The sequence below is a fragment of the Clostridium oryzae genome (assembly GCF_002029235.1).
GTDB classification, from domain to species: Bacteria; Bacillota; Clostridia; order Clostridiales; family Clostridiaceae; genus Clostridium_AE; species Clostridium_AE oryzae.
This window is the reverse complement of the sequence record NZ_MZGV01000038.1, coordinates 1-25,650: the sequence shown is the minus strand read 5'-3', so window position 1 is coordinate 25,650 and position 25,650 is coordinate 1. Positions and strand designations below refer to the sequence as shown.

The 25,650-nt window shown below is 32.1% G+C and carries 24 protein-coding genes; 8 read left to right on the top strand and 16 right to left on the bottom strand.

Going from position 1 to position 25,650, the window contains the following annotated elements:
- The first annotated feature begins 3 nt into the window (after positions 1-3).
- Entirely contained in the window at positions 4-861 is an 858-nt protein-coding gene (locus CLORY_RS15455; protein ID WP_079426022.1) for a cysteine ABC transporter substrate-binding protein, read from the top strand.
- Positions 862-1,045: 184 nt separating this feature from the next.
- On the opposite strand, the gene CLORY_RS15450 is transcribed toward CLORY_RS15455, so the two are convergent.
- The 4 genes from CLORY_RS15450 to CLORY_RS15435 form a co-directional block, all read right to left on the bottom strand.
- Positions 1,046-1,384: an arsenate reductase family protein gene (locus tag CLORY_RS15450; RefSeq protein ID WP_079426020.1), complete on the bottom strand. Its 339-nt coding sequence runs from the start codon at positions 1,382-1,384 to the stop codon at positions 1,046-1,048.
- A gap of 18 nt (positions 1,385-1,402) precedes the next feature.
- Positions 1,403-1,927 carry a 2'-5' RNA ligase family protein gene (locus tag CLORY_RS15445; protein ID WP_079426017.1) on the bottom strand — a complete coding sequence of 175 codons (525 nt, stop codon included), beginning with the start codon at positions 1,925-1,927 and terminating at the stop codon, positions 1,403-1,405.
- Positions 1,928-2,134: 207 nt separating this feature from the next.
- Complete coding sequence (gene nhaA, locus CLORY_RS15440; protein WP_079426015.1) at positions 2,135-3,343, bottom strand: Na+/H+ antiporter NhaA; 1,209 nt, start codon at positions 3,341-3,343, stop codon at positions 2,135-2,137.
- A gap of 292 nt (positions 3,344-3,635) precedes the next feature.
- Positions 3,636-4,532 carry a 30S ribosomal protein S1 gene (locus CLORY_RS15435; protein WP_169911646.1) on the bottom strand — a complete coding sequence of 299 codons (897 nt, stop codon included), beginning with the start codon at positions 4,530-4,532 and terminating at the stop codon, positions 3,636-3,638.
- Positions 4,533-5,049: 517 nt separating this feature from the next.
- Here CLORY_RS15435 and CLORY_RS15430 point away from each other — a divergent pair.
- Positions 5,050-7,437: a phosphoketolase family protein gene (locus tag CLORY_RS15430; RefSeq protein WP_079426011.1), complete on the top strand. Its 2,388-nt coding sequence runs from the start codon at positions 5,050-5,052 to the stop codon at positions 7,435-7,437.
- Positions 7,438-7,518: 81 nt separating this feature from the next.
- On the opposite strand, the gene CLORY_RS15425 is transcribed toward CLORY_RS15430, so the two are convergent.
- The 10 genes from CLORY_RS15425 to CLORY_RS15380 all read right to left on the bottom strand — a co-directional run bounded on the left by CLORY_RS15425 (position 7,519) and on the right by CLORY_RS15380 (position 18,682).
- The gene (locus tag CLORY_RS15425; RefSeq protein ID WP_139376059.1) at positions 7,519-7,992 is read right to left on the bottom strand and encodes an ABC transporter permease; all 474 of its coding nucleotides are present in this window, start codon (positions 7,990-7,992) and stop codon (positions 7,519-7,521) included.
- A gap of 97 nt (positions 7,993-8,089) precedes the next feature.
- Positions 8,090-9,493 (bottom strand): ABC transporter permease, encoded by a 1,404-nt coding sequence (locus tag CLORY_RS15420; protein ID WP_079426006.1) that lies wholly within the window; start codon positions 9,491-9,493, stop codon positions 8,090-8,092.
- A complete protein-coding gene (locus CLORY_RS15415) occupies positions 9,490-10,368 on the bottom strand; it encodes an ABC transporter ATP-binding protein (RefSeq protein WP_079426003.1) in 879 nt (292 codons plus the stop codon). Before CLORY_RS15415 ends, CLORY_RS15420 begins: the two co-directional genes overlap by 4 nt.
- A 71-nt stretch (positions 10,369-10,439) precedes the next feature.
- Positions 10,440-11,627 (bottom strand): HAMP domain-containing sensor histidine kinase, encoded by a 1,188-nt coding sequence (locus tag CLORY_RS15410; RefSeq protein ID WP_079426000.1) that lies wholly within the window; start codon positions 11,625-11,627, stop codon positions 10,440-10,442.
- Positions 11,615-12,289 (bottom strand): response regulator transcription factor, encoded by a 675-nt coding sequence (locus tag CLORY_RS15405; RefSeq protein WP_079425999.1) that lies wholly within the window; start codon positions 12,287-12,289, stop codon positions 11,615-11,617. The genes CLORY_RS15410 and CLORY_RS15405 overlap by 13 nt, the downstream gene beginning before the upstream one ends.
- 415 nt (positions 12,290-12,704) lie before the next feature.
- Entirely contained in the window at positions 12,705-13,547 is an 843-nt protein-coding gene (locus CLORY_RS15400) for a carbohydrate ABC transporter permease (protein ID WP_079425997.1), read from the bottom strand.
- A gap of 11 nt (positions 13,548-13,558) precedes the next feature.
- Entirely contained in the window at positions 13,559-14,443 is an 885-nt protein-coding gene (locus CLORY_RS15395; RefSeq protein WP_079425995.1) for a carbohydrate ABC transporter permease, read from the bottom strand.
- A gap of 154 nt (positions 14,444-14,597) precedes the next feature.
- Positions 14,598-15,884 carry an extracellular solute-binding protein gene (locus CLORY_RS15390; protein ID WP_079425992.1) on the bottom strand — a complete coding sequence of 429 codons (1,287 nt, stop codon included), beginning with the start codon at positions 15,882-15,884 and terminating at the stop codon, positions 14,598-14,600.
- A 196-nt stretch (positions 15,885-16,080) separates the two neighbouring features.
- Positions 16,081-16,905 (bottom strand): response regulator transcription factor, encoded by an 825-nt coding sequence (locus CLORY_RS15385; RefSeq protein ID WP_079425989.1) that lies wholly within the window; start codon positions 16,903-16,905, stop codon positions 16,081-16,083.
- Positions 16,898-18,682 (bottom strand): sensor histidine kinase, encoded by a 1,785-nt coding sequence (locus CLORY_RS15380; protein WP_079425987.1) that lies wholly within the window; start codon positions 18,680-18,682, stop codon positions 16,898-16,900. Before CLORY_RS15380 ends, CLORY_RS15385 begins: the two co-directional genes overlap by 8 nt.
- A gap of 360 nt (positions 18,683-19,042) precedes the next feature.
- On the opposite strand from CLORY_RS15380, the gene CLORY_RS15375 reads away from it, so the two are divergent.
- The 3 genes from CLORY_RS15375 (at position 19,043) to CLORY_RS15365 (ending at position 21,346) form a co-directional block, all read left to right on the top strand.
- Positions 19,043-20,203 (top strand): DEAD/DEAH box helicase, encoded by a 1,161-nt coding sequence (locus tag CLORY_RS15375; RefSeq protein WP_079425984.1) that lies wholly within the window; start codon positions 19,043-19,045, stop codon positions 20,201-20,203.
- Positions 20,204-20,398: 195 nt separating this feature from the next.
- The gene (locus CLORY_RS15370) at positions 20,399-21,079 is read left to right on the top strand and encodes a hypothetical protein (protein ID WP_079425982.1); all 681 of its coding nucleotides are present in this window, start codon (positions 20,399-20,401) and stop codon (positions 21,077-21,079) included.
- Between the two features lie 60 nt (positions 21,080-21,139).
- A complete protein-coding gene (locus CLORY_RS15365) occupies positions 21,140-21,346 on the top strand; it encodes an alpha/beta-type small acid-soluble spore protein (protein ID WP_079425979.1) in 207 nt (68 codons plus the stop codon).
- 116 nt (positions 21,347-21,462) lie between these two features.
- On the opposite strand, the gene CLORY_RS15360 is transcribed toward CLORY_RS15365, so the two are convergent.
- Positions 21,463-21,675 carry a YetF domain-containing protein gene (locus CLORY_RS15360; RefSeq protein ID WP_079425976.1) on the bottom strand — a complete coding sequence of 71 codons (213 nt, stop codon included), beginning with the start codon at positions 21,673-21,675 and terminating at the stop codon, positions 21,463-21,465.
- 157 nt (positions 21,676-21,832) lie between these two features.
- On the opposite strand from CLORY_RS15360, the gene CLORY_RS15355 reads away from it, so the two are divergent.
- Both CLORY_RS15355 and CLORY_RS15350 read left to right on the top strand, forming a co-directional pair.
- Complete coding sequence (locus CLORY_RS15355) at positions 21,833-22,561, top strand: YetF domain-containing protein (protein ID WP_079425974.1); 729 nt, start codon at positions 21,833-21,835, stop codon at positions 22,559-22,561.
- 11 nt (positions 22,562-22,572) lie between these two features.
- A complete protein-coding gene (locus CLORY_RS15350; protein WP_079425971.1) occupies positions 22,573-22,938 on the top strand; it encodes a DUF4363 family protein in 366 nt (121 codons plus the stop codon).
- Between the two features lie 80 nt (positions 22,939-23,018).
- Here the strand turns inward: CLORY_RS15350 and melA are convergent, their stop codons facing one another.
- Positions 23,019-24,341 (bottom strand): alpha-glucosidase/alpha-galactosidase, encoded by a 1,323-nt coding sequence (melA, locus tag CLORY_RS15345; protein WP_079425968.1) that lies wholly within the window; start codon positions 24,339-24,341, stop codon positions 23,019-23,021.
- Between the two features lie 233 nt (positions 24,342-24,574).
- On the opposite strand from melA, the gene CLORY_RS15340 reads away from it, so the two are divergent.
- Complete coding sequence (locus CLORY_RS15340) at positions 24,575-25,396, top strand: AraC family transcriptional regulator (protein ID WP_079425965.1); 822 nt, start codon at positions 24,575-24,577, stop codon at positions 25,394-25,396.
- Positions 25,397-25,650 lie beyond the last annotated feature (254 nt).

The following is a 25,650-nucleotide window of genomic DNA, read 5'->3' as shown; positions in this document are numbered from 1 at the left end:
AACATGAAAAAACTAAAAAAAATATTAACAGCACTAACTATCCTTACTATAATTTCCGGAGCATTAGCAGGCTGCTCTGCTAAAAGCGGTCCAGCACGAAAATCAAATAGCTCAATTGATGCTATAAAGAAACGAGGCACTATACGAATAGGTGTATTTAGTGATAAAGCTCCTTTTGGTTATGTTGATTCAAATGGTAAAAACCAGGGCTTCGATGTGTACATTGCCAAAAGATTCGCTAAAGACCTTTTAGGTGATGAATCTAAAGTTAAATTTGTATTAGTCGATGCTGCAAGCAGGGTTTCCTACCTTCAATCAAATAAAGTTGATATTATAATGGCTAATTTCACTGTTACAGACGAAAGAAAACAGCAAGTAGATTTTGCAAAACCATACATGAAAGTTTCTCTTGGAATTGTGTCTCCTAAAAATACAGAAATAACTTCAGTAGATCAACTTAAAGATAAGAAAGTAATAATCGCTAAAGGCACTACTGCAGAAACTTACTTCGCTAAAAATCTTCCTGATATTAAACTCGTTAAATTTGACCAGTATTCAGAAATATTTGAAGCTTTAAAAGATAAACGTGGTGATGCTATAGCTAACGATAATACTGAAGTTCTTGCATGGGCTAAGAAAAATCCGGGCTTCACAGTTGGTGTACCGAGCTTTGGAGGACAGGATACAATAGCTCCAGCTGTTAAAAAAGGAAATAAAGAGCTTCTTGATTGGTTAAACAAAGAAATCGTATCTCTTGGTAAAGAGAACTTTGTGCACAAAGCTTATGAAGCAACACTAAAATCCACATATGGTTCCGAATATGAAGAAAATCTTGTTATTGAAGGCGGAGAAGTTAAATAAGAAAAGTTTAAAAGCTTCGTCGGCTTGAAAATATAAAATCCTATAATTTTTGATAAGTATAAAAATGAGGAAGTGATCTCTAGCTAAAAATATCTGCGACGATCACTTCCTCTAATTTATTTTATCAAATTTAACTTAACATGCTTGGAATAAGTATGTTAACAGCCTCTAAACCCATAAGGTTTTACCAATCCTTCCATATATCTGGTTGATATCCTACAGTTGCTTTTTTACCGTTCCTTACAATAGGTGTTTTTAAAAGTTTTGGATTTTCTACAAGTTTCTCTTCTTTATACTCAGGTGCCAGATACTTAATTAGCGCAACTAAATCCTTATCTTTTGCATTTTCATCCAATAGCATTTCCCATCCGCCTACTGCTTGTTTAACATTATTAAACTCACCTTTGCTCATACCATATTTAGCTACATCAATAAGCTGGAACTTAATTCCTCTCTCTTTAAAGTATCTCTCTGCTTTTTTTGTATCAAAACATTTGGATTTTCCAAATATCTGTATATTCATTTCGCATCATCCTTTTAATTATCCAATAAATTCTTTATATAACTTCCATGTATAATCTTCAAATTTATAAATGCTCACATTATCAAACTTGCATTTAAATTTACAAGGATATTGATTAACATAATCAAATACCTCATTAAATAATGGCTTATGCATTCTTGTCGCTAAAGTAATATGAAATGTCTTATCCTTTCCATCTTTTTTGGTAAAATCAATGTAAGGCACAAGACTCATTTTATCAATAAGCCTGTCATGCATCTTTTTACCTTCTTCTGACATGTTCACGTTCATATAGATTACCCTGTCATCGAAATGGTCATAACCTTCTATACTATAGGCTTCAGGCTTTTCTTCTTTCCAAAAATCCTCAATACACTTTTCCAACTCTTCAATATTTCCATCATATTCGAAAGGAGCTTTAATAGTAAAATGGGCTGGAAGTTTAGAAGATTTTGTTTTGTATTTTTTAAACAGTTCTTTCCTTAGATTATTATTAAATTCTCCTGCTTCACCTTTAACTGTACATACAATTACGTATCTCATAGTTTTACTCCTTTCATATTACGATAATATTACTTGCTTATTATAACTATAATATATAACATCCTTCATTTTTAATATCTATTTTCTCAATACTGCATATACTTCCTTAATTTAATAAATAACTTAATTATATGCTTACTTATATACGCTGTCAAAATTCACATTTTTATATCTAAGACACTAATTCAGAAGGAGTGCATTATTGTGTTATCGAACATGTTCATCTTTTGGTACTATTGCAATTAATTTAAATATAGCGCTTCCTACTATTGCCGATAACAATGATGCAAACATAATACTAATTTTAGCTGTAGATAGTAGTTCATTATCTGTAAATGCTAATGTTGAAATAAACATAGACATAGTAAATCCTATACCCCCAAGAATACTAGCACCATACAGCTGCTGCAGCTTTACCTTAGGTGAAAGTTTAGCAATTTTGAATTTTAACATAATATAGGACATTCCAAATATCCCTAGCTGTTTGCCTACAAACAAGCCCAATATAATACCTAGACTTACTGGGTCAAGTACCATTTTTGATATGCTTTTTATATCAATATGAACTCCTGCATTACTCAAAGCAAATAACGGCATTATTACAAATGATGACCAAGGCGCTAATATATGCTCAAATTTGTATAGCATAGAAGATTTAAATTCATCATTATTTCTTCCAGTCGGAAGAGATATTCCTAACATTACCCCTGCAATTGTAGAATGAATTCCAGACCTTAAGAAGCAAAGCCATAGAAAAAAGCCGGCAATAGTAAAAAACAGTACTGATTTAACCTTTGTTTTTTCAGTTAACATGAGAATAGCAAAAATGATTAGTGCGGCTAATAATGCTCTCCAATAAATTTTATTTGTATAGAATATTGCAATAACAATTATTGCTCCGAGATCATCAGCTATTGCTAAAGCCGTAAGAAAAACTTTAATACCTTTTGGAACCTTCCTACCTGCAATAGATAATATTCCCAGCGCAAATGCAATATCTGTTGCAGTAGGAATTCCCCATCCTATAACTGTAGGTCTACCTAAATTAATCAAAGTATATATAACTGCGGGAACAATCATTCCTCCTGCAGCAGCACTTACAGGAAGTATTCTTTGTTTAGCGGATTTTAGTTCACCAATTACTAACTCTCTTTTTATCTCCATCCCCACAACAAAGAAGAAAATAGCCATGAGCCCATCATTAATCCAGTGAAGAATTGACATTGAAATAGACATATTCTTATAGCCAATAGCTATGTAAGTATGAAGTATATGATCATATTGTTCACTAAAGTTAGAATTTGCCATTACCATCGCAATAATTGCAAAAATTAGAAGTATAAAACCACTAAAGGATTCACTTTTATAAAACTCCAAAAAGACATTCTCTTTTTTATTGTTCATATTAGCTTTCATTTTCAATCCCCTTTTATTGAGCTTTAAAATTATTAGTGTATTATGCAACTTATCATGCTTCTTATATTTCGTTAGATATAGATTATTATTATTTCCTATTTTCCTGTTTTTCTTCACATTTTCATAAAAAAAGAAATGTTTGACACTACAGAGATTGATCCGTTCATTAATCACTTGTAACACAAATTTTATGTAAATTTCCTTAAGACTAAAAAAGACGTAATCTCTGGCGGCAAAAATGCCTTCATAGATTACGTCCTTTTATATCAATATAATTTATATATTTTCTTTTCTATAAATTAAAATCCTTAAACTTATCTTTAAACAAATCTCCTAATGTTGGTGCTTCTCCCTCATCGCTGTAAGCTGAGGCATTTTCGGATGAATCTTCAGATTCATCTATAATACCAAGAGAAATTCTATTCTTATTCCTATCAAAATCAATCACATACACATTTACAGTATCGCCTACTGAAACCACTTCAGAGGGATCTAGAATTCTTTTGGTAGAAAGATCATCGTTGTGTACAAGACCATCCATTACTCCTAAATCTACAAAAGCTCCAAATTTCATAAGCTTTTTAACTTTTCCAGTAAACTTATCTCCACGATTCAAGTTATCCCAGAAAAGTTCCTTCTTTTCCTCAAGTTTTTCTAATTCAACTACCTTTGCAGACAGTATTACTTTTTTGTCCTTTGAATCTACCTCTATTACTCTGACATCTAAATTGTTACCAACATATGATTTTAAATCTTCAACATACTGAGTAGAAAGCTGTGAAGCCGGAATAAATGCCCTAATACCATTTATTTCTGCTGTAACACCGCCTTTTACAGCCTCATTTACTTTAACTGTTATTATTGCTTCATTATTTTTCTTATCTTCAAGTTCACTCCACATATTTTTTGTATCAGCAATCTTCTTAGATAAAAGTACATTTCCTTCGCCATCATTTATATCAAGTATATAGACAGATACCTCATCACCGATACTAACTATACTATCTGCCTGCGCATCCTGATCATAACTCAGTTCGTCTTTAGGTATAACTCCATCTGTCATATACCCTATATTTACTATAATTTCGTCTTGGTTTACAGCCATTACCTTTCCCTTGACCATATCTCCAACTTTTATTTTTTTCATAGAACGGTCTATTTCGTTCAAAAAGTCATTCATCGACTCCATCTTTTCACTCTCCCATCTGATTAATTTAAAAAGCATACTAAATAGAATACATTCATATTTATTATAATAGTTGGAATACAAAATGTATATAAACTATTTAATCAATACTCTTATTATGCATTTACCAACAATTATTAACAAGTATAGAAACCAAATTTTGCACTATAAATTACAAATAAATGCAATTATAACAAATATAAGACAGCGATTTTTAAAAAAATATTGAATTATTTTATAAATTATTAAATGCTTACATTTCATAAGTACACACATTTATATAACTTTTACATTATTTTAATATCACTTTTTTCATTAATACAAAATAGGTTGTCATTAATAGTCTTATATAGTCTATTAATGTGCATTTTTTAACATGATTTTTTTAAATCTTGATATACATTAATACTATCTTGCACTTATATGTAACTTGTTACAAAAATCCGCAAAGCCTTTGAATAAGCCATTCTAATAATGTTATAATTAAAAAAAATCGCTTTATTGTGTTTAGGAGGCTTATATGTCAAATAATATCGATTGTGTTGAAAAAGGTCCGTTAACTCAGGACTATTTAAAAAAAATGGATGCGTATTTTAGAGCAGCTAATTACTTGTCAGCTGGTCAATTATACCTTCTAGATAATCCATTGTTACGTGAACCATTAACTATGGATCATGTTAAACGTAAAATTGTTGGTCACTGGGGTACTGTTCCAGGACAAAACTTTATCTATGTTCATTTAAACCGTATTATAAAAAAGTATGATCAGGATATGATTTACATTTCCGGTCCAGGACACGGCGGAAACTTCATGGTAGCAAACACTTATTTAGAAGGAACCTACAGTGAAGTATACCCTAACATCAGCCAAGATGTTGAAGGTATGAAAAAGCTATTTAAGCAATTTTCTTTCCCATGCGGTATATCCAGTCACGTTGCACCAGAAACTCCTGGTTCAATCAATGAAGGCGGAGAACTAGGATATTCTTTAGCTCATGCATTTGGTTCTGTATTCGATAATCCAGATCTTATAACAACTTGTGTTGTTGGTGATGGTGAAGCAGAAACTGGTCCACTTGCTACTGCATGGCACTCAAATAAATTCTTGAACCCAGTTAAAGATGGTGCTGTTTTACCTATTCTTCATTTGAATGGATATAAAATCAGTAACCCAACAGTCTTTGCTCGTATCTCTCATGAAGAAATAAAGAAATTCTTTGAAGGCTGCGGTTGGAAGCCATACTTCGTTGAAGGTGACGATCCAATGACTATGCATAAACTAATGGCTGAAACTCTTGATACAGTAATAGAAGAGATCAAAGCAATTAAAAAGCATGCGGCAGAGACTGGTGATACTACTCGTCCAATATGGCCAATGATCGTATTACGTACTCCAAAAGGATGGACAGGTCCTAAGGTTGTAGATGGTAATGAAATCGAAGGAACTTTCCGTGCACACCAAGTTCCTATGAGTATGGAGAAACCTGAACATCTTGAGATGCTAAAAGAATGGTTATTAAGCTATAAACCAGAAGAGTTATTCGATGAAAAAGGACGTCTTGTTCCAGAATTAGCTGAATTAGCTCCAAAGGGAAATCACCGTATGGGTGCTAATCCACATGCAAACGGAGGACTTTTACTACGTGATTTACGTCTTCCAGATTACCGTGATTATGCAGTTGATGTTAAAGCTCCAGGTGCAATTGAAGCACAGGATATGATAGAGCTTGGCGGATACGTTAGAGATGTATTCAAGCTTAACCAAGAAAATCGTAACTTCCGTATTTTTGGACCTGATGAAACTATGTCAAATCGTCTTGGCAAAGTATTCGAGGTAACTAAACGTGATTGGAACAACGCAAAAGTTGATAACGATGAGTTCCTTGAAGCAGATGGCAGAGTAATGGATTCATACTTAAGTGAACATATGTGTGAAGGCTGGCTAGAAGGCTATCTATTAACTGGACGTCATGGATTCTTTGCAAGTTATGAATCCTTCATCAGAGTTGTTGATTCAATGGTAAGCCAGCATGCAAAATGGTTAAAGGTAACATCTGAACTTCCATGGAGACAGAAGGTAGCTTCATTAAATATTATTCTTTCTTCAAACGTATGGCAGCAGGATCATAACGGATATACTCATCAGGATCCAGGATTCCTTGACCACGTTGCTAACAAGAAAGCAGACATAGTACGTATGTATCTTCCACCAGATTCTAACTGTCTTCTTACAGTATTTAACCACTGCATGAGAAGTAAGCATTACGTAAATGTTATGGTTACTTCGAAACATCCAAGACCACAATGGTTAACTATGGAACAAGCTGTTAAGCATTGTAAACAAGGTATAGGTATCTGGGATTGGGCAAGTAATGATAAAGGAAGCGAACCAGATGTAGTATTAGCTTGCTGTGGAGATACTCCAACATTAGAAACATTAGCAGCTGCTACTATACTTCATGAACATTTACCTGAACTTAAGATTAGAGTTGTAAATGTTGTTGATTTAATGAAACTTCAACCATCATCACAGCATCCTCATGGATTAACTGATGTTGAGTATGATTCATTATTCACAAAGGATAAGCCAATTATATTTGCTTTCCACGGATATCCAACATTAGTAAGAGAACTTACTTATTTGCGTCATAACCATAATCTTGACGTACATGGATACCAGGAAGAAGGAACAATAACTACACCATTTGATATGCGTGTACAAAATCAGATTGACCGTTTCGATTTAGTAATAGCTGCTGTAAGCAGAATTCCTGGACTTGGAAGCAAAGCTGATTACCTATGCCAGTTAATGCGTGATAAGTTAGTTGAGCATAAGCAGCACATCGCTGATTACGGTGTTGACCTTGCTGAAGTTAGTCAATGGAAATGGCACAGTATCGCTGAATAATATATAAAAAACTGCAATAAAAGCTGATAAATTACTGCTTTTGTTGCAGTTTTTTATACTAATGAAATATATTATTTACTGTTAACGTAATAATTTTAATTTTCTCACGAACATTGTACCTGTTACAAGAATAATTCCTAACACTAATAACCAATATTTATTCTGATAATTCTTTAATTGCATGGATGAGAGTGTAAATACTCCAAGATATCTGTTTTTTGTAAACATATCAAGCAAAAGATAGGTTATTGAAACAAGATAACCCACTACAGTATTATTAACTAAAGCTGTTGTAAATAATCCAATGCATCCTAATGCAAATGCAGAACAAAAAGTTCCGAACACATAAAAAAAATATGGAAACTTGCAATAAAAGAACTTCATAATACCTGCAAACACGCTTATAAGTATTATCATGCAAAAAACTGCCATAACCAATCTAAAAATGAAGATCCAGCATTGTGTTATTGCTTTACCTGATACAACTTCGTTAATTTCCTTGTTTTGTTCTGGCCGCAGAATTGGTACAAGCAAAACTATTCCCAAAATGGACACAAATCCTTCCAAGCATTGTGCAGAGAAAATTTCATTTAAATTAGAAATTCCATGAACTAAAGGTATAAAGCAAAGTATTATAACTGATAATAATACGCTATTTCTTACACATAATACAAAATTTATTTTGCAAAGTATTGCAACATTTCTTACATGCTGTTCCAATATCAACTTTCCCCTTTCTTTTTTGTCTATAAGTCCAAATAGTAATTGCTAGCAATATACCTGAAGCTCCTACTAAAATCAAACGATTTGCCCATATAATTAGTAAATTATTATGTACCAAATCATAACCTCCCAGATCATTATTGCGAATTACTAGATTATATAATGAATAATCACCAGATAAATCTGTTAATCCGGTATCTAGATACCACCATATAAGCTGAATAATAATTGCAATTGGACTATCCGTCAGTACAGTAATACACATAGTAAGAGCTGTAACAACCATAAGCGTCGGAACCAGCCACCAAAAAATATATTTTATATATGCTAGTTTATCTATATCTATGTGACTTTTAACACCAAAAGCTGTCATTGGTACAAGAGATTCTAGACTAAGCACAATTACAGGTATTAATAACATAGTAATATAAGCAAAATAGCGGGATAGTATTAATTTTGTGCTGGATATCTTACGTGAATAAATAAGCTGCTGCATCTTTCCTCGCCTATCTTTCATTATCATAAATACTACAAGAAAAACAGGATATATTCCTATTGAAAGCCCTAAATAATCACAAAGCAGCCTAGCAAACCCACCTGTCGCTTTATCCTTCTGTATTGTAGTATTATATTCCGAAAGAGCCCCTTTATAATTTTGTTTTACAACTCCAAAGTTTTTCTTCAGAGACTTTATGGAATAGAAAGACTCCCTTCCTACCATCTGTTCCATCTCTGCCATCAATTTCTTAAAATGAGCATAGGACACTTGAGAAACAAAATGCTTTAACTTATCTTTTTTCCCCTTCTTAGTATTTCCTGCTTCATTTACCATGGAAATACTGCCATCCTTGTTCCTTGTAGTCTTATTATAAAAGTGAATAATACCCAAGCCATTATTTGCCGGGAAATAATTGTCTGGTAAATGTTTTAACTGCATAGCAGTTAGTCCTGTAATCTCTTCTAATATTTCCAATACACGATTTTGTTTCTCATTATTAAATGTTTCAAATTTTACATAGGAAAATGGGTAATGCTGATAGCGATTTGCTTTATACTCACTTAACAGCTGATCTGCTGCACCAAGCATAAGCTTTTCAGGAATCTCTTTATACCTTACACCAAAGTTGTTATCATCTATTTGCGGCTTTCTTAATACAGGAATTGATACATTTCCTTGTTTCTCAGACAAAGAAGCTGATGGTGAGGCTTTGCTTATTTCTTCTGTCGTAATTCCTCGGAATTGACTATTCCATTGAATAATGATTGCAGCTATTACTAGCCAAAAAATAACACTTGTTAATACTCTACGACATTCCTTTAAAAAAAAACTCATCTTATTTCTCTCCCTTCCTTCTTTCTCAAAAGCTCAATATAGCCATCTTCAATAGTAGCTTTGCACGTGACAGCTAAACTAGATGGCTTAACATCTGACAATAATCGAATTTCAGTCTTTGCGCCATGCGTTTGAATATTTAGTATATGAAAATTTTTCTTAGCAAACGGAATTTCTTCCTTATGTATTTCCATACTATACACTTTGCCTGAAGCTTGCTGTGATAATTCGTTAGCAGTTCCACTATAAACAACTTTTCCCTCGTCTAGCACTGCTATGTTTTCACAAGTTGCTGCAATATCTCCTACAATATGAGTAGACAATATTACGATTCTATCTTCCGCAATCTCACTTATCATATTCCGAAAACGAACTCGTTCTTCAGGATCAAGTCCCACTGTAGGTTCGTCAACTATTAATATTTTAGGATTATTAAGTAAAGCCTGCGCAATACCTAATCTCTGTTTCATTCCACCTGAAAGGCATTTAATTTTTTTCTTATAGCTGCTATCAAGATTTACTCGCTGTAACAGTTGAGGAATTCTTTCTATTCTTTCCTTCTTGGTAAGTTCTGATAGGACTCCAAGATAGTCCATCGCTTGATACACCGTCATGTTAGGATAAATAGAAAAATTCTGCGGTAAATATCCAATTATCTTTCTAATTTCATTAGCTTTTTCTATCTGAATGCCTGCCATATCAATTTTCCCAGTTGTCTTTGCAGCTACTGTTGCAAGAATTCTCATAAGTGTTGTTTTTCCGGCACCATTTCTGCCAAGTAACCCAAACATGCCCGTCGTAATTGTAAGCGAAACATTGTCTAGAACATACTTTCTTCCATATAGCTTAGATAAGTTGTCAATATAAATATTCATAAAAAAATACTCTCCTTTCTTTAACTAAGAAGAGTATAAATATAAAAAATCAATTTTCGGTCAATATAAAATTATCTTACACATATTTTAGCAGTAACCTTAGCTCCCATACCTTTTTCATTTGCGAGAATCAACTCACCTCCATGCTTATGACATAAAATTTTGCATATAGCAAGCCCCATCCCTAAATGATCGTCTCGTTGTTTATCTGTATAAAAGGGATAGTACGCTGATTTCAGCTCTTCCTGCGAAAGGCCTTTTCCATCATCTATAAATTGAAAATATAAAAATTCTTTTTCTACAAAACATTCTATATGTATACTGAACTTTGCATATCTTAAGCCATTTGTTGCAATATTTTCTAATATACGAAATAACATCTGCTTATCTATAAATACTTCCATATCGTTATGCACATATGTAAATATTATTTCTTTTCCAAACCTTTCTGCTAATACAGACAAATACTCTTTTGCTTCCTTTAAAAGCTTAGACAATAAAAAATATTGTCTAGCCAATTCTACTTGTTCTAATCTTTCAATATCACGTACAGAATCCACATAATTTTCTAACCGATTTGCTGCAGCTAAAACATTGCTTAGCGTTTCACATAGTTTTTCACTGCTAATTTTACCTTTTGGTATGTTTTTCTGAAGATACTGTGTATATCCCTTAATAACAGTAATGGGAGTCCGTAAATCATGTGCAGCTGCTGCATTTAACTGCTTACGCTCATCTATCATTTTCCACATAGCTTTATTATTCCTATATAGTTCTGTTCTCATTTTTTCAAAAGCATCGCAAAGTTTCCCCATCTCATCATTATTCTTATAATCTATAAAAAAATCCAAATCGTTTTTTCCAACCTTTATTGCACTTTCATTCAGAATATAAATAGGCTCTTTCAACTTTACTCTATAGAATACTGATGCTGCAAAAACAACACCAATAATCACGTATAAAACTGGGAATATAAGATTACCGATATTTGCAATAGAATAAATTATATTCTGATATGTAGTTAATTTTTCAAATTGATAGTCTTTTGAACTAATCCTAATTTCGCCAGTGTTCCTATCAATTATTTTGTACTTATGTATTACAATCGACCTTGACTTCAAAGTTTCATTTTGAACTATACTACATCCAAAAATAGTTATTGCCGAAAGCCCTATAACAAATATAATAGTAACCAAGACAATAGCTATTAAAGATTTCTTCAATGATAGATTATTAAGTGTTTTTTTCATTTGTTCCATCTATACCCTACTCCCCATACTGTTTCAATGTAATCTATTCCAGTCACCCTTGATAGTTTCATACGTATTTTCCGTATATGTTCTTTAATTACACTGCTATCACCCTCAGCATCATATCCCCATATTTTTTCATAGATTGTTTCTTTTTCAAATACTATTCCAGCATTCATCGATAGCAATTTTATGATATCAAATTCTCTTCTGGATACACATATTTCCTTACCTTCATAACTAATAATTCTCTCTGAATAATCTATAGCTAATCCGCCCGAGAATCTAGTATCAGTGCTGCATGTCCTACGTTGTTCCCGCCTTAGATGTGATTCTACACGTGCAGTTAACTCGTCGATACTGAATGGCTTTACAATGTAATCATCCCCACCTACCCTCAAGCCATTTATTATGTCTTGTTCTTCAATTCTGGCACTAAGAAAAATAATTGGACAATACACATGATTTCTTATTTTAGAACATAATGTAATTCCATCCATATCTGGCATGTTTATATCTAGGATAATGATATGAGGTTTTAAAGATAATTTTTCAATTGCTTCTTTCGCACTTAGTGCCGTAAAAACAATATAGTTTTCCGTTTCAAAATGATCTTTCAATAGATTTATAATCATCTTCTCATCATCTACTATTAATATTTTATCTTTCATTCTTTTACTCCAATTCTGTTTGATAAGATAATTATACTATTTAAAAGTCAAAACATGGTCAAAAAAAGGGAGAAAGTGATTTCCGTCGGCTGGAAAATGCCTCCTCCAACCACTTTCTCCCCTATACTAACTCTATGAATTTACAAAGTATTATTTTCTATATTACTTCTTCCAAATTATTTTTCTTGTTTATTTGTTTATTAGAATTTCTTAAGAGTTACTCTCATATTACTTCGTACATTTTATAGTTACATCTTTTGAACAATACATGTAGCATATTCCTGTACGGCTGAAATTTATCCACAATTATCAAAAAAATAAATTACTAAAAAGAAACAAAATTTAAAGGAATTCAGCATAGCTGAATTCGTACCCTCACTTTACTCTTTACTCTTTTCTCTTTTCTCTTGACTCTCTATCCTTTTATAGCTCCAGCAGTTAAACTCTTCTGAACCTGATTATTAAGCAGCATATAAATTATCAAAGTAGGAATGGTTGCAACCACTAATGCTGCACCTATAGGTCCCCAGGACGTCAGATATTGTCCAGCCATTGCTTGAATACCTACAGTAAGAGTTTTAGCCTTATCGTTGCTAATGAAAACCACAGCAAACATAAGTTCATTCCATGCTTGTATAAATGTAAATATTGCAGCTGTAGCTATTGCTGGTCGCAGCAATGGAAGAATGATCTTAAAAAAAGCCCCATATATGCTGCAACCATCTATACAGGCAGCCTCTTCAAGATCCCTAGGTATTGATCCTAAAAAGCCAGCAAAAATCATAATTGCCATAGGTATAGCAAAAGCAGTATATGGAAGGATCAGAGACCAGTCTGTATCTAATAATTTTAATTTACGCATCATAATAAACACTGGCAGCAGAGCCGCATGTATAGGAATCATCAATCCTATCATCATAATTCTCATAGTAATTTTTTGAAATCGCCATTTCATACGTATCATTGCGTAAGTTCCCATAGCAGCAGCTAAAAGTGTAAGTAATATTGTAAGGGCAGTAACAAAAACACTATTAAATAGATACATGCCAACTTTTCCACTCATAAATGCAGTTTTATAGTTGCTCCATAACAATTTATGCGGAAGTCCTATAATATTACTTCCGAAAATTTCAGAATTGGTTTTAAATGAAAAACATATAAGCCAGTATAAAGGGAAAATACATACAAGAGACCAAAATGCTAATAAGATATAGATTATGCTCTTTCCTAACCTGTTGATATTTTTTTCTAATTTCATGGCACTTACCTCTATAATTCTTCAGATTTTTTAAATAAGAGATTTACGATTCCAGTGAATAAAAAGCACTCTACAATAATAAATACTGCCATTGCACTTCCATATCCATACTGATTACTCATAAATATGGTTTTTACCATAAGGGTGCTTGGCACTTCGCTGGCACCTGCAGGTCCACCATTCGTAAGTACATAAATCAAATCAAATACTTTAAGTGATCCTATTACTGAAAAAGTTACACTTACTTTAAGCATTGGAGTAATCATTGGAAGTGTAATTCTAAGGGCTGTAGTCAAGGAATTAGCTCCATCGATTTTTGCAGCTTCAAATATATCTGGAGATATTGACTTTATGGCACCATACATAAGCAGCATATGATATCCCACATACTGCCATAATATAGGCACAAAACTTGAAGCTAAAGCCGTATTTTTATCACCTAGCCAACTGTGTGCATACTTTCCCAAGCCTATATATTTCAGAAATTCATTTAAAAGACCATAATCCGGATGATATATTTTCATCCATAACTGTCCTATAACTACTGTAGAAATGACAACAGGGATAAAATAAACTGTTCTAAAAAATCCTTCACCTCTAATTCTGTTACTCAATATTAACGCCAAAATAAGCGAAATAGGCAATTGAATAAAAACTGAAACAAGCAAAAATAAGAATGAGTTTCTTACTGATAACGGAAATCCATCAATATTTTTTATAAATAACTTCTTAAAATTATCTAGTCCAATAAAAGTGCCAGAACCTAATCCATCCCATTTAAGCGTACTATAATAAGCCGACATAATTATTGGTGCAAGAATAATAACTACGAAAAATACAACACATGGCAGCATAAATATAAAAATTGCTTTTTTATTTGAAAAAACTTTGTCCATATAAACTCCTCCCTATGGCAGAAAGACTTTGCCTTATACGTACCCCAATTATGCCGAGAATGGGTACAGATAAATGAAATTTTATAGTAAAAGGGGATGGAACGAATGCCTCCTCTCCCCTTTATTGATGCATAGAATGAACAACACTATACTCTTACTTTGAATTCATGGTTTGCAAGTCTTTTACATATTGCTCAGGAGTAATTTGTTTTGCAAATAATTTTGCAGATTCATTCATATACAGCTGTGAATCCTGACCATCAAGATATGTGTTCCACCACAAAGTATAGGTTTTAGCATTTTGTGTCATACTTACAAGCTTTTTAGTAAGTGAGTCTATTTTTGAGTCATCCACTTTATCCTTATATACTGGAAGACCTGCTCCAGCAAGATACAATTCTTTGGATAAATTTTCACTGATATATTTTAATGCAGTAACAGATTCTTTCTTATATTTAGTATTTGCATTTACTGTAAAGATTTCAGACGCACCGCCGGTGTAATCATTCATATCACTTTTATCACTAAGGGATGGGAATTTAATAATATCGATTTTATCTTTAATTTTGCTGTCAGCCTTCATTATATTACCAATTGTCCAACTGCCGTTAAAGTACATTGGAATCTTTCCTTCATAGAAAGGCACCTCAGATTCATCTCTTGTAAGCCCCTGCGCTCCCTTATTAAATGCACCTATATCAATAAGTTGTTGAAATTTCTTTGCCCCTTCAATGATTCCTGAATCTTCATAGCTTCCTTTCTTGGAGAGTGCATTAAAACATGTTTGATAACCAGCCTGGCGAGTTTCTATTATGTCAAGATACATATCGAGGGGCCATATATCCTTTGCTCCAACTGACATAGGTGTAATTCCTTTTGATTTAAATTCTTTACATGCAGTTAATAATTCATCCCAAGTAGTTGGAATCTTAACATTGTTCTTGCTGAATAATTCCTTATTAATAAAGAAAGTTCCAACAGACATAGAATGAGGTAATCCATAAATCTTACCGTTAAAGGTCACGTTTGATAGAGTCCCATCAAGAAGTTTGTCTTTTGTTCCGTCATTTAAATAATCATTAAGTGGAAGCAATTTTTTAGCATCTACGAAATTTTTCATATAACCTCCACCCCAATAGAAGAAAATATCCGGTGCTTCATTCGCAGCAACTGCGGCTCTAATTTTTGTCTTGAAAGCCTCATTTTCAGTTGCATCCACCTGAAGCTTAATTTCAGGATGAACTTTCTTAAATTGTGCTAAAACCTTTTCAAAAGGTGCTTTACTTGACTCTGAATCTGATGCCCAGATATGCCATAATTTTAATGTAACTTGTTTTTTATTAGACGAACCTCCCGATGATTTGCTGCTGCATGCTGATAAACTAAAAAACATCGATGCAGTAAGTGCTCCTACAAAAAAACGTTTGCAGAATTGTTTCATAAAAATCCCCCTTATCTCAAGTCCCCTATAAGACTTTTTTCTTTATGTTTTTATTATAGTTTAACGGCACGCAGTAATAAACGTAATATTTTTACCTAGACTCGTAACATTTTTACTAAATAAAAATGGTAGGAAGTGATTTCCGTCAGCTGGAAAATGCCTCCTACAACCACTTCCTACCCTAGAGACTAAAAAATCATAAAACTCTATCAGTTGAGAATTGATTATTTAAAATCTTTCGTTTGTAATCATTAATTGTATATCCTGTATATTTCTTAAAACATTTCCCGAAATATTTAGGATCCGGAATTCCCACAAGCTCCGCTACTTCATAGGCCATTTTATCAGTTTCATTAAAATAGGCAATAGCCTCCTGAATTCTCATTCTAGTAAGATATTCAACTAAATTGGCACCTTTTTGCTGTTTAAAAATTCTGCTCAAGTAGCTTGGGTTAATATAGAAATGAGCGGCTAATGATGAAAGCGTAAGTGTAGAGTCAGATATATTTTGTGAAATATAACTTATTATCTCATTAATTTTACTTGGTTTAACATCAATAAAATCATCATTTTCAAATCCTACTTCAGACAGTCTTTTTTTCATTAGATCGTAATGCCTGCGGTTTTCTTCCTCTCTTTCTATCGTAATCTTTATTTTCTCTATAGCCTCTTTCAATTCTGACCTTTTTAGAGGTTTGAGCAAGAAGTCAGAAGCTCCCTTTTTTAAAGCTTGTTTAGCATATTCAAACTCTTCATAAGCAGTAAGTATAATTATCTTTATTTGTGGGTGATGCTCTTTAATTAGTCCGCAAAATTCAAGTCCGTCCATATATGGCATTCTGATGTCTGTAATAATTAAATCCGGTTTAGTATCCTCTGCTATATATAAGCCTTCTTGTCCACTAGCTGCTTCCCCTATAATACTAAACCCCATAGCTTCCCAATCTAGCAGCATCTTTATAAGGTTTCTTGTATTTTGTTCATCATCAATAACTAATAATTTAAGATTCATACTATTCATTTTGCTCCCCTCGCTTTTTAGGAATTATTAATGTGATTTTAGTTCCGGTACCTTTGCTGCTTTCTATAGTATAGACATCAGAACAATCATAATAAATTTTCAACCTTTCTACAGTACCTCTAAAACCAAAACTATCCAAATTATCATTAATCTTTTGAGATTTCATTAGATTAAGTTCTTCCTCAGTCATTCCTATTCCATTATCCTCTACCATGATTAAAATCTTGTTATCTCTGAGTTTAGATGAAATATATATATCACCATGCTCACCCTTTGGCATTATTCCGTGATATATAGAATTTTCAACTAAAGGCTGTAAAATCAACTTTAGTATATTATATTTCAATGTTTCAGGATTTAAATCATAGTGTACGGTAAGGATATTTCCATATCGAAGCTGCTGAAGAAATACATAGTCTTTTACTATTTCAACCTCTTCTTCTAGCGATATTATTTCTTTTCCTTTGCTTAAGCTCTTTTTATAATAGCTGCCCATAGCCTCCAAAGCATCATAAAGTTCTTTATTTTTTCCTGCTAGCGCCAAATACTCCATAGCATTTAGCGTATTATATAGAAAATGAGGCTTTATTTGTGCTTGAAGTACATTAAGCTCTGCTTTTCTTATAGTTTTCTGCTCCCATACAGTTTTCTCAATTAAGTTCTGGATTTCCTTTATCATAATGTTATATCCATTTTTTAATTGTCCAATTTCGTCATTGCCTGTTTTCATAGCCATTATAGTAAACTTACCATTTTCTATATTTTTCATTGCCTGCAGAAGTCTATGAATTGGATTTGAAATCAACTTAGATATAAATATAGTTCCTATAAGAAGCAATATACTGTTTAATATGATTGTTATTAAGCTTATTAGTCCATATATAGAAAATTCTTTTTTTAATTCAGACATAGGTATTCCTATAACAATTTTCCACCCATATCTTTTAAGCTTCATTGAAGAATATATATATGATTGTCCACTTTGATTTAAGGCTAAAGAATTTCCTTTAGCTTTACTTATATTAAGTATTTGTTTCATTTCTTCCTTATTAAATTGATTATTACTTGACACAAGTTCATTATTTTCATTCAAAATTGCTATACTGGTTTTATATCTATTGGTTATTTCTTTATAACAGTTTTCAAATGCCTCTTCAGAAATATTAACCATTATCACACCTATTTTTCTTTCAGAGGTTGTGCTGTTGACAACGCGGATTAATGATATCGTATTTTTACCTGCATTTTTCAATTTAAAGATCTTGATTCCATTCAATTTTAGAATATAGTATCCATCTAACTTTATTACACTGCTATACCAATCTGCCTGATTCAATCTTTTAAGCTTTAGTCTTTTTAAGTAATTCTTATCCACACCATAATAATTATTATAATTATCAAAAACATAAACAGATTGTATATACTGCATGGAATCTATTAAAGTACTTAGATAATTGTATATTTTTCTTTGGTACTCCAAGCTGTTCCCATGATTTCCATCAGTCAGAATATCCTGTACATCTATATTGGCCATAATAATCCTTGAGTTAAAACTAACATTATCCATCATGTTATATATATTAGATTTTAAAGAATACAGTGTCTGCATAGACAGTGTTTTTTGTTTCTTAATAGTAAAATTATAATTGACCTGATAGTGTATTATTGTTGCTATAATTAATGACAAAGTAAGAAATGCCATATATAGAGCGGACATTTTTGCAGAAATATTAAGATTGTTATATATACGTATCATAAGTTGTTTAATCGTTTTCATAAAATCTAATCCCTCATATTCTTCAAATTATCACTTGTGCCTATATGATATTAATTGTTACATTACTGCTAACTTTCCATAACTTATTATAATCCTATATACACTATTTTCAAGAACTTTTTAAAACTAATTTACTAAGTATCCATAAAAAATTGTTACACTCTTAATATTCACAAAATACTTTTATTACATTGCTTTTGTTGCCTTCTTATCTTAATTTACTAACTTCAAAATATATTACCTTATGTAGATAAATAATATCTATCAGCCTGTATAATGTATAGAATGTATTTTCCCTATTGTGAAATACTAAAGAATATAGTATTATGGTATTTTTAAGTAATATTTAGGAGGACAAATATGGATAATTTTTTTGAACAACTTGGAATAAGTGCAAATATAGTTCAAGGATTGATTAAACTAGGTATTAATATACCTACAGACATACAAAAAGAAATAGTGCCGCTAGCACTTGAAAATAGAGATGTTATAGGGCAATCGCAGACTGGAAGTGGAAAAACACTAGCATATCTTCTGCCGCTTTTTGAGAAAATTGATATATCAAAGCGTGAAATGCAAGCTATAATTTTAGCTCCAACTCATGAATTAGTTATGCAAATACATAGGACTATAGTTTCGTTATCCGAAGCTTCAAATATTAAAGTAACCTACGCTTCGATAATCGGTGAAGCAAACATAAACAGACAAATAGAAAAATTAAAAGAAAAACCTCATATTATTGTTGGTACCCCCGGAAGGACTTTAGAATTAATAAAAAGAAGGAAATTATCTGCCCATACCGTAAGGACTATTGTAATAGATGAAGCCGATAGACTTTTAGATCAGCATAATATTGATGTAGTGAAAGCCGTAATTAAGACTACATTAAGAGACAGACAACTGCTGATGTTCTCTGCAAGTATGTCACCTAAAAGTCTTTCTGCAGCTAAAGAGCTTATGAAAGAACCTGAAGTCGTAAGTATAGATAAAAAAATTGAAATTAGTTCCAATATACAGCACTATTATTTTACTTGTGAGCAGCGTGATAAGATTGAAATATTGAGGAAGCTAATCCATGCTATAAATCCTTATAAAGCTATAATCTTTATTAATAAAAGCGAAGATATAAATATTACAACCTCAAAACTAAAATACCATAAATTAGAGGTTGAAGGCATCCATGGTACAAATATGAAAGAAGATAGAAAGAAGGCTCTAGAGGATTTTAGAAACGGTAAACTTCAGCTTTTAGTCGCCTCGGATATCGCTTCAAGAGGACTTGATATAAAAGGAGTGACCAATGTTTTTAACTTAGACATTCCTGAAAAACCAGTTACTTACCTACATAGAGTGGGACGCTGCGGACGTGCCGGTAATGAAGGCATAGCCATATCTATTGTTTCAGATAGAGAAGTGAAATATATTAAGCAATATGAAAAAGCATTTAAAATAGAAATTTCACATAAAGCAATATACAAAGGTAAAATAGTTGAAGCAAAACAACATAATATAGGATTATAATTCCCTTAGATATAATTTATGTATTATATTATACATATTACTTTACCACCTTGAAATAAGCGATTTCAATCATTATAAGTTTACAGTGTAAATATATCAAGAATTATAGCATAGTTCTTTTTATGTAGGTATTAAGTATTTAAATTGTAATCCGATATTGAAAATATATACATAAAAGTCTAAGGGAGGATTAGCATGGATTCGCTTACAATTAGCAATTCTCAGTCAAGTAAGGACATTTATAACGCTAATGAATACAAAAACACATCAGATAAAAATAAATGTACAAATAATAATTTAGATAATACAAATATTGAGATAACAGATAAATCAAATATCTCTGATGATGCTATGGTGGGATATAAATTTTTTAAACGGCTGGAAGCATCATCAACTTTTAATGATAAAGATTCATCCGTTAATAAATACATCTCAGAATATGAGAAAATAAAAAAGGAAATAGCATCTGGTACTTATGGAAATGACAAAGATAAATATAAAGATCTATTAAATAATGCGTTTAAAAATATAGTATCTAGTATTTCCGATTCCGTAATCAAACAATCCAATCAAGCTCCAAAAATTAAATTGTCTACATCTGCATTGATTGAATGCCAAAGAGAGCATGATAATGCTACTACTTTTGTATGGATATTTAAAGCAGAAAACAAAAGAATTCTAAAGGAAATTGAGTACTATAAAAAGAAAAAAAACCATAGATTAGTTAATTCTCTTCGCCAATTAAGTGCTTCGTATAAACATGTGATCAATAATCTTTCAAGCACAGCTGAATATATAAATAACAATATCAGTGATTCACTTAATTCATATGCTTCAAAAGATTTAGAAAAAATAAGGCAATTAGAATCTGAATAATTTACTAAGTATATCTTTGCTCAAAAGTATAAAACTAATACTGATATGGAGGTGTTAGTAATGAGTAAAAGACCTTTAGTTCCAACAGCAAAGAAAGAACTGGATAAAATAAAAACAGAATATGCAAATGAATTTGGTATGAAGATAAATAATGGCGATAAAGGTGATAAAAGTTCCAAATTGAACGGAACTACCGGTGGTCCTATTGGCGGATTAATGACTAAAAAAATGGTTGAGGAGTTTGAGAAAAAATTAATTGATAAGTAAAAAAATGGTAGGAAGTGATTTCCGCTGGCTGGAAAATGCCTCCTCCAATCACTTCCTACCCTATACCGAATCTATGCATTTACAAAGTATTATTTTCTATATTTATTCATAGCAATTCAGCACAGCTGAATTCCCACCTTATTAACACTTTCGATATTTCCATCCATAATTAACGGCAGCGTTATTCGCTGATTATCAGATTGTATATTCAAATCTTTTAGTGTAACAGGCTTATTCTCTGCTTTAGAAAAAACTGATAAATTTCCTTGAGGTTCAAGTATCGCTGCCTGAACCTCTGAGACATTGTCATAATTGTTCTGAAGCAACATTAGCCAGAATCATTAATCCTGCCATTTCATAAGCAGTCATTTCTGCAATTGCCTTTTGGGTCATGATCCTTGTAGCTAGATAAGTAAAAATGAAGAATAAAGTTTTTTGTATTTGAAATAATAAACATTATCCATCTGTATTTAGGAGGAATAAAAAATGAGTGAAGGATTGATTGTTTTAGTCCGTTCTATAATCGCTTTTTTTACATTGCTTATTTTTACAAAAATATTAGGCAAGCAGCAGATAAGTCAATTGACTTTTTTTGATTATGTATTAGGAATTACAATTGGTTCTATTGCTGCTAGCCTAACTACAGATTTGTCGAGTAGAGCATGGCCCCATTGGGTTGGCCTGTTTTGCTGGTCAGTATTAGGCTACTTGATGGAATACATAACAATGAAATCGAGATATGCAGCAAAATATATAGAGGGCGAACCAACCATTGTTATCATGAACGGTAAAATAATGGAGGATACATTAAGAAAGATGAAATATAGGGTATCTGACATTATGGAGCTGCTTAGAAATAAAGATGTATTTGATTTAGTACAGGTAGATTTTGCAATTATTGAGCCAAATGGACAACTGTCCGTACTTAAAAAACCAGAATATGATAATATAAAGGCTAAAGATATGAATGTTGTCTGCCAACCATCTGGAATAAGTACAGAACTTATATATGACGGTATACTTATAGAAGAAAATCTTAGACAGCTAGATAAGGATAAAAACTGGATAATTGATCAGTTACATGCGCAGGGAATTAATGATATATCTGAAGTTTTTATAGCCACATTAAATCCTGCAGGTTCTCTATACATAGATAAATATGAAGATCATATAAAAAAAGTAACTGACATTGGTGATTATAAAGGGCCATACTAAGGAGGAAAAGCATGAGAAATCTTCTAACTAAAGCAATACCAATATTAACACTGCTTTTATTCATATTGATAATGAACAGCGATAATGTTTTGAAGAAACCAATATCGAAAGATGATGATATTCCTAAATCTATACAATTAATTATATATGATGTCAATGCTGAAAGATGGAACGCCGCTAGCAAAAAAACTTATGCTCTTTCTAAAGCGTGGAAAAAGGTACTTGCCAGAGTACAATTTAGTGCCGAAAAAGATGAAATAGATTATTTTGATGTAAGTCTGTCTCGCATCAAGGGTGCAATTACTGCGAAAAGCAAATCTGATGCTATTATTGAACTAAATGAAGCTTATGAACACTGGGATAATATTGGAAGATAAAAATATCCTCAACATTACTTTGGTTTCTAATAAATCCACAGCAATTATTGAAGATATTTTTAGATTAATCTAATATCACTTTATTTATAATATTTCATATATTCTCCATGAGCATCAATAAGTTCATCACACATTTTAACTATATCATCAATTGATAGTTCTGCCGCAGTATGAGGATCCATCATAGCAGCTTGATAAATATGCTCTCTTTTTTTGGTTCTTGCGGCTTCAATAGTTATAAGCTGGGCATTTATATTAGTCATATTCATAGCCGCTAACTGTACTGGTAATTTACCAACATGCGTTGGATGTATTCCGTTTCCGTCTATCAAGCATGGCACTTCAACACAAGCATCTGCAGGAAGATTATCAATAAGTCCAGTATTTAATATGTTGCCCCCAATTTTATATGGAGTATTCGTAACAATTGCTTCCATTATATAAGATGCATATTCTTTGCTTCTCTCATGCGTAATCTTTCCATCTGCAAGTATATCATTTTTTTCTTCTTCCCATCCTGCTATCTGATTAACACATCTTCTAGGATATTCGTCCAACGGTATATTGTATTTTTCAATTAGTTCAGGATATTTTGACTTAATATAAAAAGCATTATACTCTGAATTATGTTCACTTGATTCTGTACAGTAATATCCTAGGCGTTTAATATAATCAAAACGAATCATATCATCGTGTTTCTCTTCTGCATTTTTCTTTGCACTTCTCTTACGAATTTCCGGATATAAATCATTGCCAGTCTTATCTCTTAATTCGAGAAGCCATGCCATATGGTTGATACCAGCAATAAGTTCCGTCCTGCCTTCTAACTTGTCCTCCATACCAAGGTTTTTCAAAAGGGTCTCTGAACATACCTGAACGCTGTGACATAAACCTATCGTATTAATATTTGTATAACGCTGCATATATCCTGTAAGCATTGCCATAGGATTTGTATAATTCATAAAATAAGCATCAGGACATACCTCCTCCATATCAGCAGCAAAGTCTTCTAATACTGGAATAGTACGAAGTGCCCTCATAATTCCACCAATACCCATAGTATCTGCAATAGTTTGACGTAGACCATACTTTTTGGGTATCTCAAAATCTATAACTGTACATGGCTCGTACAATCCGACTTGGATAGCATTCACAACAAATCTTGCTCCTTTTAGTGCAGCCTTTCTGTTTTCTACTCCAAGATATGTTTTAATTACAGCTTTTGACTCGTTAACATTTTTATTAATAGCAGAAAGAATAATCTCCGACTCCTTCAAACGCTTTTCATCTATGTCATATAACGCAATTTCACATTCACGCAGCGCTGGAGTGCACATGCAATCTCCAAGTACGTTCCTAGCAAACACTGTACTTCCTGCTCCCATAAAAGTAATTTTTAACATATATATTTCCTCCAATTCATGTAAACGCCTTGAACTGTTAACTTATAAGGAACCAAATGATTGTTAAAAATCAATATTTGATAATTTGTAAGTTAAGTTAATCAGTCGTTTATCATTTATTATTTATTTGTTTCCTGTATGTATGTATAATATAATATATTCATTACATTATCATGATATCTATGTTGCAAATTACTAGTGATTTGTTGAATTTTTTATGGAGGAATTATATTATGGATAAACTAATAGTTAAAAACGTTCCTGTTCACGTAAAGGCAAATGCTCCGCTTACATTATATTTTTGCGGCTGGGAAAAATGTGAACCTTCACATTTTTATGGTCCTGCCATACGTCCGCATTATCTTATTCACTTTGTACTTTCTGGTAAAGGCTCCTACCACGTCAGAAATAAAATATATCAGGTTTCAGCTGAAGAAATGTTTTTGATTGAACCAGGGGTTTCTACATACTATGAAGCAGACCTTCATGATCCTTGGGAGTACGTGTGGATTGGTTTTGACGGTTATGAAGCTGAAAATATTTTAAAAAAGATCTGCTTTAGTAGCAAAAATCTGATTCACAAAGATTACAGCTGTGGTAAATTAAAGAAGTCTTTATTTGAACTCATTGATAATTTTGAATTAGGAAAAGATAATGAATACGCAATTATAAGCAGATTATATCAAATTTTCTCTTATTTGCTTTCCAAAGATGAATCTAACGATTCAACCGCTTCAGACTATGTTTTTCTTGCAAAAGAGTACATTAAAAATAACTACTCTTATGATATGAAAATAAGTGATATTGCAAAACATATAGGTATTGACCGCACGTATCTATATAAACTCTTTATGCAGCATAACAATTTATCTCCTCAAAAATACTTAATTCAGTACCGGTTAAATGTTGCTAAAAATATGCTCGCTGATAAAAAATACAGCATTACAGAAATCCTCTATTCTTGTGGTTTTCGAGATGCTGCATCATTTTATAAGCATTTCAAATGCTGCTTTAACATGACACCCTCACAGTATAGAAAAAATCTTTTTGGATAGTCGTTCTATGTTTTTTTATAATAACCTTCTTAAAAGCATCCTACCTTTCAATAGCCTATTGAGACACAATGAAAATATAATAAAAGTACTATATTTTTCATTATAATTTGTTATAATTAAATATAATTTATAATATAATGAATATGTTTCAGTAATTTACTAATATATACAAAAAAAATGTTGAAATATACAATATTTTATGCAAATCAACTGTTGCCTATTGTCTTTTTATATTATAGTGACTAAAGAGGAAA